Origin of the sequence: Neorhizobium sp. T7_12 (genome assembly GCF_002968535.1) — a bacterium.
In the GTDB taxonomy this organism is placed as follows: domain Bacteria; phylum Pseudomonadota; class Alphaproteobacteria; order Rhizobiales; family Rhizobiaceae; genus Neorhizobium; species Neorhizobium tomejilense.
This window is the reverse complement of sequence record NZ_PVBK01000004.1, coordinates 294682-309192: the sequence shown is the minus strand read 5'-3', so window position 1 is coordinate 309192 and position 14511 is coordinate 294682. Positions and strand designations below refer to the sequence as shown.

At 60.1% G+C, this 14511-nt stretch carries 14 protein-coding genes; 6 read left to right on the top strand and 8 right to left on the bottom strand.

The annotated features are described in order from the left end of the window. Positions 1 to 35: 35 nt before the first annotated feature. On the top strand, positions 36 to 206 hold the full coding sequence (locus tag C5J26_RS32690) for a hypothetical protein (protein ID WP_172723970.1): 171 nt from the start codon (positions 36 to 38) through the stop codon (positions 204 to 206). A gap of 127 nt (positions 207 to 333) precedes the next feature. On the opposite strand, the gene C5J26_RS32685 is transcribed toward C5J26_RS32690, so the two are convergent. Then, positions 334 to 507 (bottom strand): hypothetical protein, encoded by a 174-nt coding sequence (locus tag C5J26_RS32685; RefSeq protein WP_172723971.1) that lies wholly within the window; start codon positions 505 to 507, stop codon positions 334 to 336. A gap of 273 nt (positions 508 to 780) precedes the next feature. Between C5J26_RS32685 and C5J26_RS13040 the strand changes: the two genes are divergently transcribed. Then, positions 781 to 1611: a universal stress protein gene (locus tag C5J26_RS13040; protein ID WP_105402124.1), complete on the top strand. Its 831-nt coding sequence runs from the start codon at positions 781 to 783 to the stop codon at positions 1609 to 1611. Between the two features lie 147 nt (positions 1612 to 1758). On the opposite strand, the gene C5J26_RS13035 is transcribed toward C5J26_RS13040, so the two are convergent. The 7 genes from C5J26_RS13035 to C5J26_RS13000 form a co-directional block, all read right to left on the bottom strand. Next, positions 1759 to 2418 (bottom strand): CBS domain-containing protein, encoded by a 660-nt coding sequence (locus C5J26_RS13035; protein ID WP_105402123.1) that lies wholly within the window; start codon positions 2416 to 2418, stop codon positions 1759 to 1761. Between the two features lie 100 nt (positions 2419 to 2518). After that, positions 2519 to 5194 carry an HAD-IC family P-type ATPase gene (locus C5J26_RS13030; protein WP_105402122.1) on the bottom strand — a complete coding sequence of 892 codons (2676 nt, stop codon included), beginning with the start codon at positions 5192 to 5194 and terminating at the stop codon, positions 2519 to 2521. Positions 5195 to 5421: 227 nt separating this feature from the next. Then, positions 5422 to 5655, bottom strand: coding sequence for a hypothetical protein (locus C5J26_RS13025; protein ID WP_105402121.1), 234 nt, complete (start codon positions 5653 to 5655; stop codon positions 5422 to 5424). Positions 5656 to 6095: 440 nt separating this feature from the next. Then, the gene (locus C5J26_RS13015) at positions 6096 to 6845 is read right to left on the bottom strand and encodes a GntR family transcriptional regulator (protein WP_105402204.1); all 750 of its coding nucleotides are present in this window, start codon (positions 6843 to 6845) and stop codon (positions 6096 to 6098) included. A gap of 146 nt (positions 6846 to 6991) precedes the next feature. After that, entirely contained in the window at positions 6992 to 8122 is a 1131-nt protein-coding gene (locus C5J26_RS13010; protein ID WP_105402119.1) for a sugar phosphate isomerase/epimerase family protein, read from the bottom strand. 82 nt (positions 8123 to 8204) lie between these two features. After that, positions 8205 to 9077, bottom strand: a complete 873-nt coding sequence (locus C5J26_RS13005; protein ID WP_105402118.1) for an amino acid ABC transporter permease — start codon at positions 9075 to 9077, stop codon at positions 8205 to 8207. Positions 9078 to 9081: 4 nt separating this feature from the next. Next, entirely contained in the window at positions 9082 to 10014 is a 933-nt protein-coding gene (locus C5J26_RS13000; protein WP_105402117.1) for an ABC transporter substrate-binding protein, read from the bottom strand. Positions 10015 to 10642: 628 nt separating this feature from the next. Here C5J26_RS13000 and C5J26_RS12995 point away from each other — a divergent pair. From C5J26_RS12995 to C5J26_RS12980, 4 genes are read left to right on the top strand one after another with little or no spacing between them, the layout of a single operon-like run. Continuing rightward, a complete protein-coding gene (locus C5J26_RS12995) occupies positions 10643 to 11755 on the top strand; it encodes an ABC transporter ATP-binding protein (RefSeq protein WP_371412619.1) in 1113 nt (370 codons plus the stop codon). Between the two features lie 51 nt (positions 11756 to 11806). Further along, the gene (locus C5J26_RS12990; RefSeq protein ID WP_105402115.1) at positions 11807 to 12844 is read left to right on the top strand and encodes an extracellular solute-binding protein; all 1038 of its coding nucleotides are present in this window, start codon (positions 11807 to 11809) and stop codon (positions 12842 to 12844) included. A gap of 9 nt (positions 12845 to 12853) precedes the next feature. Continuing rightward, on the top strand, positions 12854 to 13681 hold the full coding sequence (locus C5J26_RS12985; RefSeq protein WP_105402114.1) for an ABC transporter permease: 828 nt from the start codon (positions 12854 to 12856) through the stop codon (positions 13679 to 13681). Next, a complete protein-coding gene (locus C5J26_RS12980; RefSeq protein WP_105402113.1) occupies positions 13674 to 14495 on the top strand; it encodes an ABC transporter permease in 822 nt (273 codons plus the stop codon). Before C5J26_RS12985 ends, C5J26_RS12980 begins: the two co-directional genes overlap by 8 nt. Positions 14496 to 14511: the final 16 nt, after the last annotated feature.

The window sequence follows — 14511 nt, the reverse complement described above, 5'->3', positions numbered from 1 at the left end:
TCGGCCTTTTGTTATTGAATAATGAAAGAATTTCCATGAAAAAGACAGATGCAGAACAGCAGGTAAAGCGTGCCCAGCGCCAGGTGATCAACACCAGCGGCGGCGGCCATCTCGGCGGCACCAACCACGGTCAGGGCTACGACGCCAAGACCTCTTCCGCCAAGGGCAAGGCCGACAAGGGCCGCAAGCCCGGCGGCAAGAGCTAACTATCCGATGATGCGGGCCGAGGGGTACTTCGGCCCGTTCTCGCGGATCGGATTTGTCCGTTCCGAGTAGGCCCCACGTCTTCCAACTCCATGCCGGCGATCGCGCCGTCGGCGCGCGGAATTTGGATCACTTGCGCTTGGGAGCGACCGGCCCTTTTTCCGGTTTCTGGGGATGGCCCGGTGCGATGGGATCGCTTGCCGGAAAAGTCTCTTCGAGCGACTCTTCCAGGTAGTCGTCCTGTTCCTTGGCGATATCCTTGGCGGACGTTCCGGGCGAAGGCGCCTCTTTTCTCGTTCCCATTTTCGATCTCCCTGGTTGGTCGAACCGGATGATCCTACTCCCGTTTCTTCGAAGGCAGAAGGCACGATTGCGTTCTCATGGCTGCTGCGTTTCGGCTACACAAAAGCCTTCCCCATGACGACGGAATCCATTTTCAATTCTAGCCGATCGGCGGGCGGCGCCAGCAGTTTCGAATTATCCGCTCCGATTGACGAAGATCATGGCTCGGGCCGGTGCCGATCCTAGACTTTCCTCCATAGGGCCGATCAAGGCCTCGTGCAGAGGAGACAGACAATGTCGTTCAAGACAGTGCTCGCAATGATCGGCAATATGGAACCCGCCGCTGATCTCGCCCGTGCCATGGAGATCGCGACCGAACTCGAGGCACATCTTTCCGTGATGGTCATCGGCCTCGCGGTTCCGGCAACCATGGGAGATTTTCCGGCCGGCACCGTATGGCTCGACCAGCGGGACCAGGACCTGAGATTGCTCGACGGCATCCAGAAACAGACAGCGGGCGCCTGCGAGGCGAATGGCCTTTCGTTCGACGTCGACGTCGTCTATGCGGATGGCGGTTTCGTCAGTGAGGAAATCCATCGCCGCGCACTTTATGCCGATGTGCTGGTGATCGGAGACGGCGTGCGCGCCGACAGCATGCTCACAAGGCGGATCGTGGATGGTGGCGTGTTCGAAGCGCGGCGTCCCCTCCTGCTGGTTCCGAAGGGCCGCAAGACGACGCTGAAACCGCGTCGGATCCTGCTCGCCTGGAATTCCCGCACCGAGGCCGCTCGGGCCGCGCGCGAGGCTCTTGATATGATGACCTGGGCGGAAGAAGTGCATGTGGTGCTCGTGGATCCGGACACCTCCTATTGGGTCAGCGGCGGCGAACCCGGCGCCGACGTTGCCGCCTATCTCGCCCGCCACGGGATCAACGTCGTCGTCGAGCAGCTGCTGAGCGGCGACCGGCTGGTGGAGGACGTGCTCGAAAGACATGCGCTGGAAATCAACGCCGACCTCATCATCATGGGGGCCTACGGACACTCGCGGCTGCGAGAGCGGATTTTTGGCGGGGTGACCGCTTCGATTCTGGAGGAAAACAAGTTCCCGGTGCTGATCGCCCGGTAAAACCTGAAACGTCCAGCAAATCCTGACCTGCCTCCTGTCAGTCCGCGGGAGGCGGGTTCTTGTGCGCGTATATTGCAGCGACAGGGACGCAAGACCCACCCCACGGGACTGAACCAGAAGGGCGGGTCAGAGCGCACTGCCTGCTGCCTATCGAGCGGTTTGCATCGGCGGCGTTCGGATCACGACGCCGCCGACGTCGGCAATGCTTGCGGCCAGGATACGTATCGCTTCCTCCGCATCGGAGGCGAGCTTGCCAATGATCTCCACGACCGAGTTGCGCACCCTGACTTCGACCTTGTCCTTGCCCAGTCCCAGTTCTGCCAGGAGCCGCGTGGCGACGGCGAGCTGCAGCGCATCGTCGCCACGTGCGATCACGTCAGGCATGCCGATGTCGAGCTTGAGGACATCGCGGCGGCTGACGATCCCGACGAGCATGCCATTGTCGAGGACAGGGATCCGCTTGACGGAATGGAGGCGCATCAGTGCGACGATCTCGGCGACGCTGGCTTCCGGCGCCACACTGACGATCTTGCGGCTCATGCAGTCCTCGACCTTCAACCCGTGCGTCTTGACGTAGTTTCTGAAGAATGCGGGATCGCCGGCGTCCGGAGCGGCCTTCGGCGCAAAGTTGAACTCGTGCCGTTTCAGAATGTCTCCCTCGGTAAGCATTCCGCACAATGCCCCACCGTCGTCGATCACGGGCAGGCCGCTGATGTCGTTGTCGATCATAAGCCGGATCGCGTGTCTGAGGCTGGCTCCGGGGCTGATGTGAACCACCCTGGTCGTCATCAAATCTTTGGCAAGCATCCTGTGCTCCTGTGGTTGCGATCATCCGTCGCTTGCCCTGAGCTTCCCGCATCGTACCCGCGCCGACCTTGACCTAGCGCAATCCGAGCGCGGGCGGCCTTCAGGCCAGGGTCGTTCTACGGAGGCGCCATTTGTCCAGTTCGGTGACGACCAGGATCGAGGAGGCGGCAAGCATCATCAACGCCCACTCGGCAAACGAGATCGGCGCGAGATCGAGGGTTTCGCGGAACCAGGGGATATACATTGCCGAAATATGGATGGCCTGGGCCGCGATGACAGTCAGGATCAGCAGCGGGTTGCCGAAAAAATTCAACGAGAAGATCGATCGGCGCTCCGAGCGGCTGGTGAAGGTCTGGACGTTTTCGAACAGCACGAAAAGCAGCAGCAGCAGGTTGCGCGCCTGCGAAATCTCGTAGCCCTGATACAGCAGATAGGAGAAGATCGCGAAACCGCCGCCGCCGATGACCAGCGTCGACTGGACGATCCGTCGGATCATCAACCGGTCGAAGATCGGCTCCCTCGGGCGGCGCGGCGGTCGTGCCAGTTCGTCGCCTTCAGGTTTCTCGCCGGCAAGCGCGACATCCTGAATGCCGTTGGTGACGAGATTGAGCCAGAGCAGCTGCACCGGAAGCAACGGCATGGGTAGCCCGAGCGGGATTGCCAGCAGGAAAAGCAGCATTTCGGCAGCACCCGTCGCGGTGAGCATGAGGATCACCTTGCGGATATTGGAATAAGCGGTGCGGCCTTCGCGGATGCCGCTGACGATGGACGCGAAATTGTCGTCGGTGACGACGATATCGGCGCTTTCCTTGGCGACTTCCGTTCCCTTGCGGCCCATCGCCACCCCCACATGGGCGTGTTTCAGGGCGGGGGCGTCGTTTATCCCGTCGCCGGTGACGGCCACGAAGTGGCCGTTGCGGGCGAGCGACAGCACGATCGCAAGCTTCTGCGCCGGTGCCACCCGGGCATAGATTCGCGCCCGCCCGGTCAGCTCGTCGAGCGTATCCGGACCGGCTTCCTCGGCCTTGCCGACATCGGCGCCGCTGGTGATCTGATCCGGCAGGAACCGCAACCCGGCCTCCGCGGCGATGGCGGTAGCGGTCTTCGGGTCGTCGCCGGTCACCATCACCACCGTCACACCGGCCGAGTAACAGTCCTGGATCGCTTGCGGAACTTCCGGGCGGATCGGGTCCTGCATGCCGGCAAGGCCGAGAAACACAAGGTCGACCAGGTGATGGTAACCGAAGGTCTCCTCCGAGCCGCTGCGGATTTCCCCCTCCGCAAACGCGAGCACTCTGAGGCCGCGCTCTGCCATCTCCTCCTTCTGTCGGAGAAGTATCTCGCGATCGATCGGCATGACGCCGTTGCCGCCGTCCATCCGGTCCGCCATGTCGATCAGGGTTTCCGCCGCCCCCTTGACGAAGATGCGTACCCGCCCGCTCCGGCGATGGAAGGAGGCGGCATATTTGAGGTCCGGCTCATAGGGAATGCGCGCGATCAGCGGGTAATCGTCCTTCATCGCTTCCTGCTCGAGCCCGGCCTTGCGGGCTGCAGCCAGGAGAGCGATATCGACCGTATCGCCGACACCTTTCCAGCCATCCGCCTGGCGGGTCAGACCACCCTCATTGGGCAGAACGGCCGCCTTCAGCAGTCTCCCGGCACGATCACGCGCCTCCGCCGCGCTGAGGTTCGACCCGCGGATCTCGCAGGTATCGAGATCCATGCCGGCATCGAGCATGAGTTCGCTGCCGTCGGGAAGACGGATATCGGTGACGGTCAGTTCGTTGAGGGTCAGCGTTCCGGTCTTGTCGGTGGCGATCATCGTGCAGGAACCGAGCGACTCGACCGCCGGCATGCGGCGGACGATGACGTTACGCTTGGCCATGCGGCGCATGCTGATCGCCAGAGCGATCGAGATCGCGATCGGCAGGCCCTCCGGGATGGCGCTGACCGCAAGCCCGACCGACATCATGAACAGGTCGTCCCAGGCAAGCCCGCGAAACAGGCCAACGGCGACGAGGACGACGGAAGCGAGCCCGACGCTCCAGGCGATCATGTTCGAAAAATGCTTGAGCCGGATCAGCAGCGGCGGCTGAGTGGCAGACGCCTTGCCGATCTCGGCGGCGATCCTGCCGATTTCGGTCGAAAGACCGGTCGCAACCACCAGGCCGGCACCGCGCCCGCGCGTGACGAGGCTGCCCGCAAATGCAAGGCCGGATTTTTTGTTTTCGGGCGGTGCGCCGACGATGGTCACCGTCTTGCGCGCCGGCGCGGATTCGCCAGTCAGAAGCGACTCGTCGCAGAGCAGGTCGTTGGCCTCGAAAAGTTCGATATCGGCGGGGATGCGCCCGCCCGCCTCGATCCGCACGAGATCGCCCGGAACCAGCAGGCGCGCCTCGATCTCCTGCGCGATCCCGTCGCGGACGACCGTCGCAAACGGTTGTTCGAGATTGCGCAAAGCCGCCGCCGCACGGCCGGCGGAATATTCCTGGATGCCGCCGATCACACCGTTCAACACCAGCACGATGCCGATAAACGCGGCATCTTCCGCCTCGCTGACCAGAAGCGAAACTGCTGCCGCGATCAGCAGAATATAGATCAGCGGGCTGCGGAATTGCGCAAGGAAGATCAGGAACAGGGACGAGGCCCGGGGTTCGGGAAGGCGGTTCAGGCCGAACCGCGCCAGACGCTCAGCCGCTTCGGTGGTGCTCAGCCCTTCGGAAGCCGCATCGTTCTCTTCGCGCTCGGATTGGACGAGGACTGAATTTGCAGGCATCGGCGCTCCAGATCAAACTGCGCCCTTGTCGGCAAACGAGAGGCGCTCGATCGAGGAGGATAAACGCTGGTGTTTGCCGGCCATTGATATCCATCAACGTGGTGCGTGTCCTGGTCGCTGCATCACAGTTGAATTATCTGCTCCATGTTGTTCCCGGAGAATCTGTCCGCCTGGGTCAGATGGAATCGGCGGCGTAGTATCGCTACGCCGCCGAAGCAGTCGCGGGTTTACCTGTCGGTGCTCGCGGTCTTGGAAGCGGCGGTGCCACCATTGTCACTACCGGCGTTGGTCCCGTCGTTCGTTCCTTGGTTCTTTTCCTGTCCCCAGCCGTTGTTGCCTTTGGAGGTTTCAGGCGGCGGTTCACACTCGCCGGCTCCGCACGCATAACTCGCCGAGAAACCCGTCCCGGCAAGGACCATCCCCGCGCTTAGGGTGATAATCTGCAGCAACTTCGTTGACATCACAGCATTCCTCCTTTGCTTGAGACATGACTTTCGTGACGATGAACCGATCACTCCGCCATGTCATGCCAGCACATCGAAGGATGGGCGAAAGGCGTAGCCGATCCAAAGTGGCTAAACGTCGAAAAGTATTTGCCGGATTGAAAATTGGCGAGAATGGCCTCGGCAAAGACTGCGCTGCAAGTGCTATTCATTTCCATCCTCTGAACGAGCCAGAGGAGGAGATCGTCCGTCTTGAGGAGTTGTTGCAAAGCCAAATCATCGGCTTCGGAAGCGATGGAAACCGTTCCTCAGACCGTGCGCTTCCGGCTACGACACTGTCGTTTGTCACGGCTTGTCTGAGGCAGTCGAACGGGGTCCCAGCCGTCTTTCCACACAGCTCCAGGCATCCCCGGAATCTGGAGGGCGTCACACGCTTTTACGCTGGGAGTCGATCCAGTTTACGAAAAGTTCTCCAGCACAGCCATGAACGTATGCCGGTCGCCCTGGCCCTCGGTGAGCCGCACGCGGCCTTCGATGTCAGCAAGATGATGGTCCATCAACTGCTGAGCCTTCACCAGGTCCTTGGCCTTCAGCGCGGTCACGATCAGGCGATGGTGATCGGCGCCGCAGTCGTCCTGCTTCTCTTCCTCGTAGAGGGCCATCACCAGCGAGAGGCGGGCAACGATCTTCGACAACATTTCGGTCATGACCGCGTTGCCGCCGAGTTGGGCGAGCACGATGTGAAACTTGCCGGACAGGACCGTTTTCGACTTTTCGTCGCCGTGATGATGGATATGTTCTTCCTCGTCCGTCAGCTTTTCGAGAGCGTCCAGTTGCTCCGCTTCGGCGCGGTTCATGACGAGTTCGAGGATGACGTGCTCCAGTTTCCGGCGTGATTCGAAAAGAGCCCTGGCTTCTTCGATGCCGGGTTCTGCAACGAAAGTGCCGCGATTTTTCTTTCGCTCCAGAAGGTGGTCGCTTTCCAGAACGCCGAGCGCTCCTCGGACGACCGTTCTGCTGACGCCGAAATGTTCGGCTATCGCATCCTCGAGAATCTTGGTGCCCGGCTTCAGTGCACCTTCGCCAATGGCCGCGGCGAGCGTGGTCCTGATACGCTCAGAAACATCGTCATTGTTGGTTTCGGCCGTATCCGCTGTATTATTTGCGTTCGGCGTGGCCTTGGCGCTTTGACGGCGCGTCCTTTTCATTTCCTGCTCCAAATGCCCTTACGGCAGCATTATTTTTTCCATGAGAATATTCCTGCGTATATGCCGATCTCGACAAAAAGCCAGACTTTCCCATGATTTTAAAGGGCATCGGCAGCTCATGCCGCCGATGCTGATGGACTGATCGTTCAGGCAGCCTGCCGCTTTGTCACCGACGAAGAAAGAGAGATACCGTTTTCCGCGCAAATCCTTTCGACGTAGCGAGCTGAGTCCTTGATGAAGATCACAGCTTCCTTGTAGCCGTAGGACTGCTCCTCATAGGTGGGGTAGCCGTACTGGCTGGCTTCGTACGCTTCCCAATCCGGAATTTCACCAGATGTGACGCGCTTTTCGTATGCGTCCACCATGGCGATATAAGCATCCAGCTCTTCGGTGTTGAGATCCGGGTGGCCAGCGCGCCAGATCGGGTCGTCGATCTGGATGCACTGGCGTGGATTGGCTTTTCGGGGCTTGTCTTCGACGGAAGCGGCAACTTCCAGCGAAAAATTCAGATCTGGGTTCGCTCTTGCGAGGATGGGAAGGATCGAGCCGAAATCGACGATGCCGCCGCCGACCGGGCGGGTCTGGAAATCCAGGCCACCGGGTGCCCGTCCGACATAGGCGTCCTTCACGTGGGTCTGGCGGACATAGGGCGCGACGCGTTTTGCGGCAAAGACCGGATGTTCTGCGCGCTGCAGACCGTTGGCCGTGTCGAAGACCACGCCCATGCAATCCTCGCCGACCTTTTCGATCAGCCGAAGAATTTCGAAGGAGGTGATCTCGTCATGGGTCTCCATGTTGAGGTGAACGCCGTTGGCACGGGCGACAGGTGCCAGCTTCAGCAGAACCTTTTCGATGGCGAGCAACTGCTCTTCCCAGGTGACGTCGGTCCGGAACCGGTCATTCGCCAACCTGCCGCGATACTCCGATTTGAAATTGCCGGGCGATACCCAGAGTTCACGGCAGTCGATGGCAGCGCCGGCCTCGATCATCCGGGTGAAGCCGAGAATGATGTCGCCGTCGCCGATTGCCCTGAACTCCGGCGCCTCGGCGCTGCAATAGGGATTGATCTTGCCGACGCCGCTTTCGAGATAAAGGCCGAGTTCGTCGGCCTTCGCCCTGATGTCGCGCAGTTCGCCCTTGTCCAGCGTCGGGCTCATATCGAGAACCGTGGTGAAGAAAAGGCCACCGAGGCCGAGGTCCTTGACATGGTCTAGGCTTGCAAGCGGCCCACGCTTTGTGGCCTCGGGAAGTTTCTGTGCATCAATGCCCAGTCTCATGGTCTGCTCCTTGGGGTTTCCTGATCGGATACGCTGCGCTGGCGATCCTTGCTTGGTTGGATTGAACGATGGCGTCGGGCTGTCACGTCCGTCGCCGGGTCTCCTTTTGCGAGCCGCCAGATCGGCCCTTGGGTGCGAGTTGCTGTTCCAGGAAATGCTGGCCGATCGAGGCGACCGTGGTGATCGCGAGATACCAGAGCGACGCAACGCACAGCAGTTCGATGACGAGAAAGTTGCGCGCATAGATCGCCTGCGCCTGCGTCAGCAGATCCTGCATGCCGATGACGGAGACGATGGCACTTGCCTTCAGCATGCCGATCGCCTGGTTGCCGGTCGGCGGAACGATGAGGCGAACAGCCTGCGGCAGAACGACCGTCCGCAAGGTTTGCAGTGGCCGCAAGCCGAGGGACGATGCCGCCTCACGCTGTCCACGATCCACCGCCGTCAGGCCGCCGCGAATGATCTCGCTCATATTGGCGGCCTCGTGCAGACCGAGCGCCAGGAACCCGGCGACCGCGGGAGTGACCAGATCATTGATCGATATTGTATAGGTGCCGAGACCAACCTCGGGGATGAAAAGTGCGATGTTGAACCAGAAGAAGATCTGGACGATCAGCGGCACGCCCCGAAACCACCAGACGAAGCCGACAGCCATGGTTTTCAGCACGATATTCTGACTGGTGGCCATGATGGCGACGATGCAGCCGACGGCGATCCCGGCCAGCATCGCGCCTGCCGTCAGTTGAAGCGTCAGGACGACGCCGCCCAGGATCATCGGATCGATCATGAAGCGAGGAATTTCGCTCCATTGAACGCTCTGGCTACGGCCGATGATCATCATAAGGAGCGCCAGCGCGAGGATCGCGCTGGTGCCGGTTGTGATTTGCCCCCACCGTATCGGCTTGCCGACGGGAGGTGCCATGGCGATGCTGACGGGTTGAGCAAAAAGGGACATGGGCTCAATCCACCGGCATGCTGGCGGCGTCGTTGACCTTGACCGTCTTCACGGCGAGCGGACCAAGGCTCCATTTTTTCATGATGGCTTCATAGGCGCCGCTATCGACCATATGCTGAAGGCTTGCCACGACCGTGTTGCGAAGCTGTGGGTTGTCCTTCGATACCAGCATGCCGAGATATCCGACTGCGAGGCGGACATCCGGAAGAGCCTGCAGGCCGACGCCTCTGCCGGTCTGGTTTGCCGTGGTGTAGACGCTCGTGGCATAACCGTTGACGGTCGCATCGGCGCGGCCGGTGCGCACTGCCTGCAATACGTCGGGCATTTTCGGGATGGACATGATGTTGATCGGCGTGGCGCACTTGGCCGACGCGGCCTCCACCATGCGCCCCTGGAAAGTGCCGACCGGCACCGCGACCTTCTTGCCGCAGAGATCCGCCATGCTCTTGATGCCGAGCGGGTTGTCCTTGATGGTCATGATCGTGGTCGCGTCATACATGTAGTCGATGACATCGACCTGCTTTTCCAGTTCCGGATCATCGTTGATGCCGGAGACGGTCATGTCGAAACGCTTCGACAGGATTGCAGGAACGATCGCGGCCCCAGCGCCGACGTCGGTCATCTGCACGTCGATACCCAGAACAACGCCGAGGGCCGCCGCGATATCGGCATCGATGCCGATCAGCTTTCCATCCTCTGCGCGGAAGCTGATCGGCGGGGTGAGGTCGGTTGCGACCTTGAGGACCTTCGACGCCTTGATGGCAGGCGGCAGGCCGTCCGCAAGTTTCTGGTTGAATGCTATGCCCGGCAGCTTCGCCACGTCCGCCTCCGGTATCATCTTTACCGCTGGGCCTTCGGCTGCCTGTGCCGACAGGGAGAGCAAGGCTGCGAATGTGCCGGCAAGTCCGCTTCTCAGAATTCCGTTGATGCTGTTCATGGGATCCCCTTTCGTTGTTTTGCTGTGTTTGAATTCTCGGGGATTTTGAAGCAATCGCCGTGCCAAGTTGACGGGCTGATTCCTAAGTTATTGAGAAGAAAGCTAGATATTTCTATCGCCGACATTCGTATACTGTTTCGAAATTAGTTTCGCGTATTCATTCGAATATGAATGCATAAATTTTCATCGATCTCAACGTTGTTGTCAGGGGAAACGCCGCGTCCAATCCAATTTAGCTCCAATTATAGGAATATTTGCCTGATTTTGAAGACGAAAACTCTGCAATGGGCAAGTTTCCGGTGAAAAGTGGCGTGAATTCTCCCGGCCGGATACCAAGTTTCTGCTCAAGAACTAAACTATCGAGACCAAATTATATGCAGTCACACTGATTTATTCAGATTCAAAACTCTATGATAATAAACTTGCGAATTTCACTTCGACAAAAATAACATATTTAAAACACTGCCTTGCTTCGATTCTTCGGTTGGCAGTTTGGAACTGGCACGGTGCTTGCAATTCGATTGGCATGAACCAGACCGAAACCAGATTTTTTAGCCAACGAGATATCCGCTTAGCTCCCGGTCGCTACTCGCGTCCCATCGTTGCGGCAGATCATGGGGGAATTTGCATGCCTCATATTGCGAACTCGATCGAAGGAAAGCAGCTCAGTGTCAAAGACCTCACGCACAGTTATGGCGGACAGAATGCCGTCAGCGATGTGTCCTTTGAGGTCAACGCTGGAGAAATCGTCGCACTCCTCGGGCCAAGCGGCTGCGGCAAGTCTACGGTGCTCCGGGCTATTGCAGGCTTGATCCACCCAAAGTCTGGCCGAATGGTGCTCGGTGGGGCCGACCTTGCCAACATATCAGCCCGAGCTCGTGGCATCGGCATGGTCTTCCAGAATTATGCGCTGTTCCCGCATCTGACCGTGGCCGAGAACATCGCCTATCCACTCGCCTGCCAGCAGGTTCCGCGTGCCGTACGAAAGGCACGCGTCGAGGAAATGTTGTCCCTCGTTCGCCTCAACGGTTACGGCAATCGGCTCCCACGCGAACTGTCCGGCGGCCAGCAGCAACGCGTCGCGGTTGCCCGCGCCATAGCAGGGCGCCCTTCGCTGCTTCTGCTCGACGAGCCGTTCGGCGCACTGGACCGGGCGCTTCGCTTCGACCTGCAGGTCGAGCTTCTGCATCTTCAGAAAACGCTCGGGATCACAACGCTGATCGTCACCCACGACCAGGAAGAGGCCCAGAGCCTGGCAAACCGTCTTGTCTTGATGAGCAAGGGTAATGTCGAGCAGATCGATACGCCGATGGCCGTTTACGACCGGCCGAACACGCTGTTCGTCAACACCTTCATCGGGCAGGCCAATATTCTCCGCGGAACGGTCGTGCGTCTGGATCCTGAAGCCACGTTGATCGGCTTGCCCGGCGACAAGGCTCTTCGCCTGCCGCGCCGCCTGAACTTCACCATCGGATCGAAGGTCACCGTCACCTTCCGGCCCGAAGAGGTTCGGCTGACAAGCCAGCCAGGCGAAAATTCGCTTGCGGCACGCGTGACCGTATCCGTGCCGCTCGGCCCGACGCTCGTCCACGACCTCGTCCTCGACGACGGTACCAATCTGCGTGCGTCCGAGGTTCGCGGCCCTTCGACCTTCGTTCCCGAAACCGGGACGCAGGTTTTTGCCGAGATCGACACAGCACGAGCCCATGTCTTTCCGGGCGAACCGGAAGTCTCCCAGTGAATGAAGCCAGTGAATGAAAGCCGTCAATCAACAACCAACAGAGGTGAACGCATGACCAACTTCAATATGACCCGCCGTAATTTTGGCCTGCTCGCTGCCGGTGCGGCCGCAGCCGCAACCATGCCGTTTTCCGCCCGCGCCGCCGGCAGCGTCGTCGCCGCAACCTTCCCCGGCAACTGGGAAGATGGCTACCGCACGGTTCTGACGCCGCTCGTCAAGCAAGCCGGTTTCGATCTGACGGTCGCCCCGGCACTGGCACAGGACCAGCTCGCCAAGGTGATGGCGAGCCCCGGCAACCCGCCTTACGACACGCTGCTGATGTCGCCTGGCCAGATGGCGACCGCCATCGACAACGACCTGATCCAGAAGATCGATCCGAGCAAGCTCAAGAACTGGAGCATGCTCGATCCGGCCTTCCAGGGCGAGTACGGCCCGACCGTGACGATCGAAGTCAACGGCATCGCCTACAATCCCGATCTCGTGCCGGCTCCCAAGGGCTATCGCGACCTGTTCGAAAACCCGGCCTACAAGGGCAAGGTTTCCTGGACCGGCTTCGGCTCGAACACCGGCGTCATGGCCTATAGCCAGATCGCCAAGATCTTCGGGACCAGCGCCACGGACATGGACGCCGTCTTCAAGCTGTTCAAGGACAATCCGGAGCAGATCAAGGGCGTCGTCGCCAGCACCAACCACCAGATGACGCTGTTCCAGCAGGGCGAGATCGCGGTCTTCATGTGCTCGACCGGCAACGTCGCGCGCCTGAAGAGCATGGGCCTCAAGGCCGAGTTCGTTCAGCCGGAAACCGGCTCTCCCGCAGCCCCCGTCAACATCCACCTGACGAAGGGTTCGAAGAACGTCGATGCGGCCTATGCTTACATGGATGCCGCGATCTCCAAGGCGGCGCAGGATCAGTTGAAGATGCCGCCACGCGAGATGTTCCCGACGAACAGGCAAGTCGCCCTGACGCCCGGCATCGAGGCTTTCGTCAAGCGTGACCAACTTGCCAGCATGATCTATCCGGACTGGGCTTCGATCAACAAGAACCGTGCGGAATGGATCCGCAAGTTCGACGCCCTCGTTGCTGGTTGAGATAAGACAATGAAGGCGAGCGGCTTCCCCTACGTTATCCCGATGCTCCTCTTGTCGGTGGCGTTCTTTGCGACGCCGCTCGCCGTTCTCATCGGGTTCAGTTTCATCGGTCCGGACGGACTGACACTCAACAATTATGGACGCTTCCTCGGTGATGCGTTCAATTATCGCGTGCTGATGAATACCGCTAAGCTCGGTCTGCAGACTGTAGCGAGCACGACGCTTCTCGGCATTCCGATCGCGCTCCTGTACTGGCACAGTGGCAAGACTGCGCGTCAGGTCATCATCTTTCTGACGCTCATCCCGATGCTGACCAGCAACGTGGTGCGAACCTTTGCCTGGATTGTCATTCTCGGGCGGCAGGGGCCGATTAGCGAGACCTTCGTGGCTCTCGGTCTTGCAGGACAACCGTTCTCGCTGATGTCGACCGAACTCGGATTGGTATTGGCCATGTGCCAGATCGATCTGCCCCTTATTATCCTGCCGCTGATCGCGATCCTGTCGCGGACACCCGTGCAGTTTACCGAAGCCGCGCAGGTTTCGGGCGCCGGGCCATGGCGGATTTTCGTGACCGTGCTTCTGCCGATGATGCTGCCGGGCCTGCTGGCCGGCTGGATCCTCGTCTTTGCGAGCACCAGCAGTTCCTTCGTGACCCAGGCGGTCATCGGCGGCGCCCGCAACGTCTACGTTCCGCAACTCATCTACCGTGAGGTCGGCACGCTGTTCGACTGGTCCATGGCATCGGCGATTGCCGTCGTGCTGTTGCTCTCGACCGGAATTCTGCTGGTCGCAATGACCATGATTTCCCGTCACAGGAGGCTCGTTGGCCATGCATGACAAGCGTGAAAATCCGATCCCCGCTTTCCTCTACAAGGCATTCGTCTTCGGCTTCGGCGGTCTCAGCCTGATCTATCTGGTCGCCCCGATCATCATCGCGATCACCATGTCGTTTACGTCAGGGCAGACCCTGAAATACCCGCCGCAGGGCTTTTCGATCCGCTGGTACGAGGCCTTGTTCGATCCGATCCGTTCGGGAACCGAGCACATCGCGGCCGGCAATTCGTTGAAGATTGCCGCTCTTGCGGTTCTCGGGTCGCTGCTCTTTGCGGTTCCCGCCACCATCGGCATGGCTCGGATGAAACGCAGCACTGTGAGTTCCATCGAGCCTCTCCTGCTCGCGCCGCTCGTCCTGCCGAGCCTGGTCTACGGTCTCGCGGCGCTGATCGTCGCCAACTTCGTCGGCTTCCAGCCTTCGCTCTGGCTGACCGTGACCGGACATGTGGTCGTCTTCGGGCCGCTGATGTACAGAGCCGCATCCGTTGTTGCCCAGGGGATCAATCCATCGCTGGCGGAGGCTTCGACGGTGATGGGGGCGACGTGGTTCACGACTCTGAGGCGCGTAACCTTGCCGCTCCTGCTGCCGGGCATTCTTGCCGGTGCGTTTCTCGTTTTCATCCAGTCGCTCGACAACGTGTCCGTCTCGCTCTTCCTCGCCGATGCCCGCACGACGGTGCTGCCGCTCAGAATGTTCGCTCTCATCGAAGAGTCGCTCGACGTTCGCGTTGCCGCGATGTCGGGAGTTTTGATCGCTCTCACGCTCGTGGTGCTGCTTGTCGCAAGACGGGTGCTGGCACCGCAGAAGCAGGCCTGACCTATTTTAGAATTCT

Excerpts from the sequence above, each read along its gene's own strand:
- C5J26_RS32690 (WP_172723970.1), top strand. The coding sequence starts at position 36 with ATGAAAAAGACAGATGCAGAACAGCAGGTAAAGCGTGCCCAGCGCCAG.
- C5J26_RS32685 (WP_172723971.1), bottom strand. The coding sequence starts at position 507 with ATGGGAACGAGAAAAGAGGCGCCTTCGCCCGGAACGTCCGCCAAGGAT.
- C5J26_RS13040 (WP_105402124.1), top strand. The coding sequence starts at position 781 with ATGTCGTTCAAGACAGTGCTCGCAATGATCGGCAATATGGAACCCGCC.
- C5J26_RS13035 (WP_105402123.1), bottom strand. The coding sequence starts at position 2,418 with ATGCTTGCCAAAGATTTGATGACGACCAGGGTGGTTCACATCAGCCCC.
- C5J26_RS13030 (WP_105402122.1), bottom strand. The coding sequence starts at position 5,194 with ATGCCTGCAAATTCAGTCCTCGTCCAATCCGAGCGCGAAGAGAACGAT.
- C5J26_RS13025 (WP_105402121.1), bottom strand. The coding sequence starts at position 5,655 with ATGTCAACGAAGTTGCTGCAGATTATCACCCTAAGCGCGGGGATGGTC.
- C5J26_RS13015 (WP_105402204.1), bottom strand. The coding sequence starts at position 6,845 with ATGAAAAGGACGCGCCGTCAAAGCGCCAAGGCCACGCCGAACGCAAAT.
- C5J26_RS13010 (WP_105402119.1), bottom strand. The coding sequence starts at position 8,122 with ATGAGACTGGGCATTGATGCACAGAAACTTCCCGAGGCCACAAAGCGT.
- C5J26_RS13005 (WP_105402118.1), bottom strand. The coding sequence starts at position 9,077 with ATGTCCCTTTTTGCTCAACCCGTCAGCATCGCCATGGCACCTCCCGTC.
- C5J26_RS13000 (WP_105402117.1), bottom strand. The coding sequence starts at position 10,014 with ATGAACAGCATCAACGGAATTCTGAGAAGCGGACTTGCCGGCACATTC.
- C5J26_RS12995 (WP_371412619.1), top strand. The coding sequence starts at position 10,643 with ATGCCTCATATTGCGAACTCGATCGAAGGAAAGCAGCTCAGTGTCAAA.
- C5J26_RS12990 (WP_105402115.1), top strand. The coding sequence starts at position 11,807 with ATGACCAACTTCAATATGACCCGCCGTAATTTTGGCCTGCTCGCTGCC.
- C5J26_RS12985 (WP_105402114.1), top strand. The coding sequence starts at position 12,854 with ATGAAGGCGAGCGGCTTCCCCTACGTTATCCCGATGCTCCTCTTGTCG.
- C5J26_RS12980 (WP_105402113.1), top strand. The coding sequence starts at position 13,674 with ATGCATGACAAGCGTGAAAATCCGATCCCCGCTTTCCTCTACAAGGCA.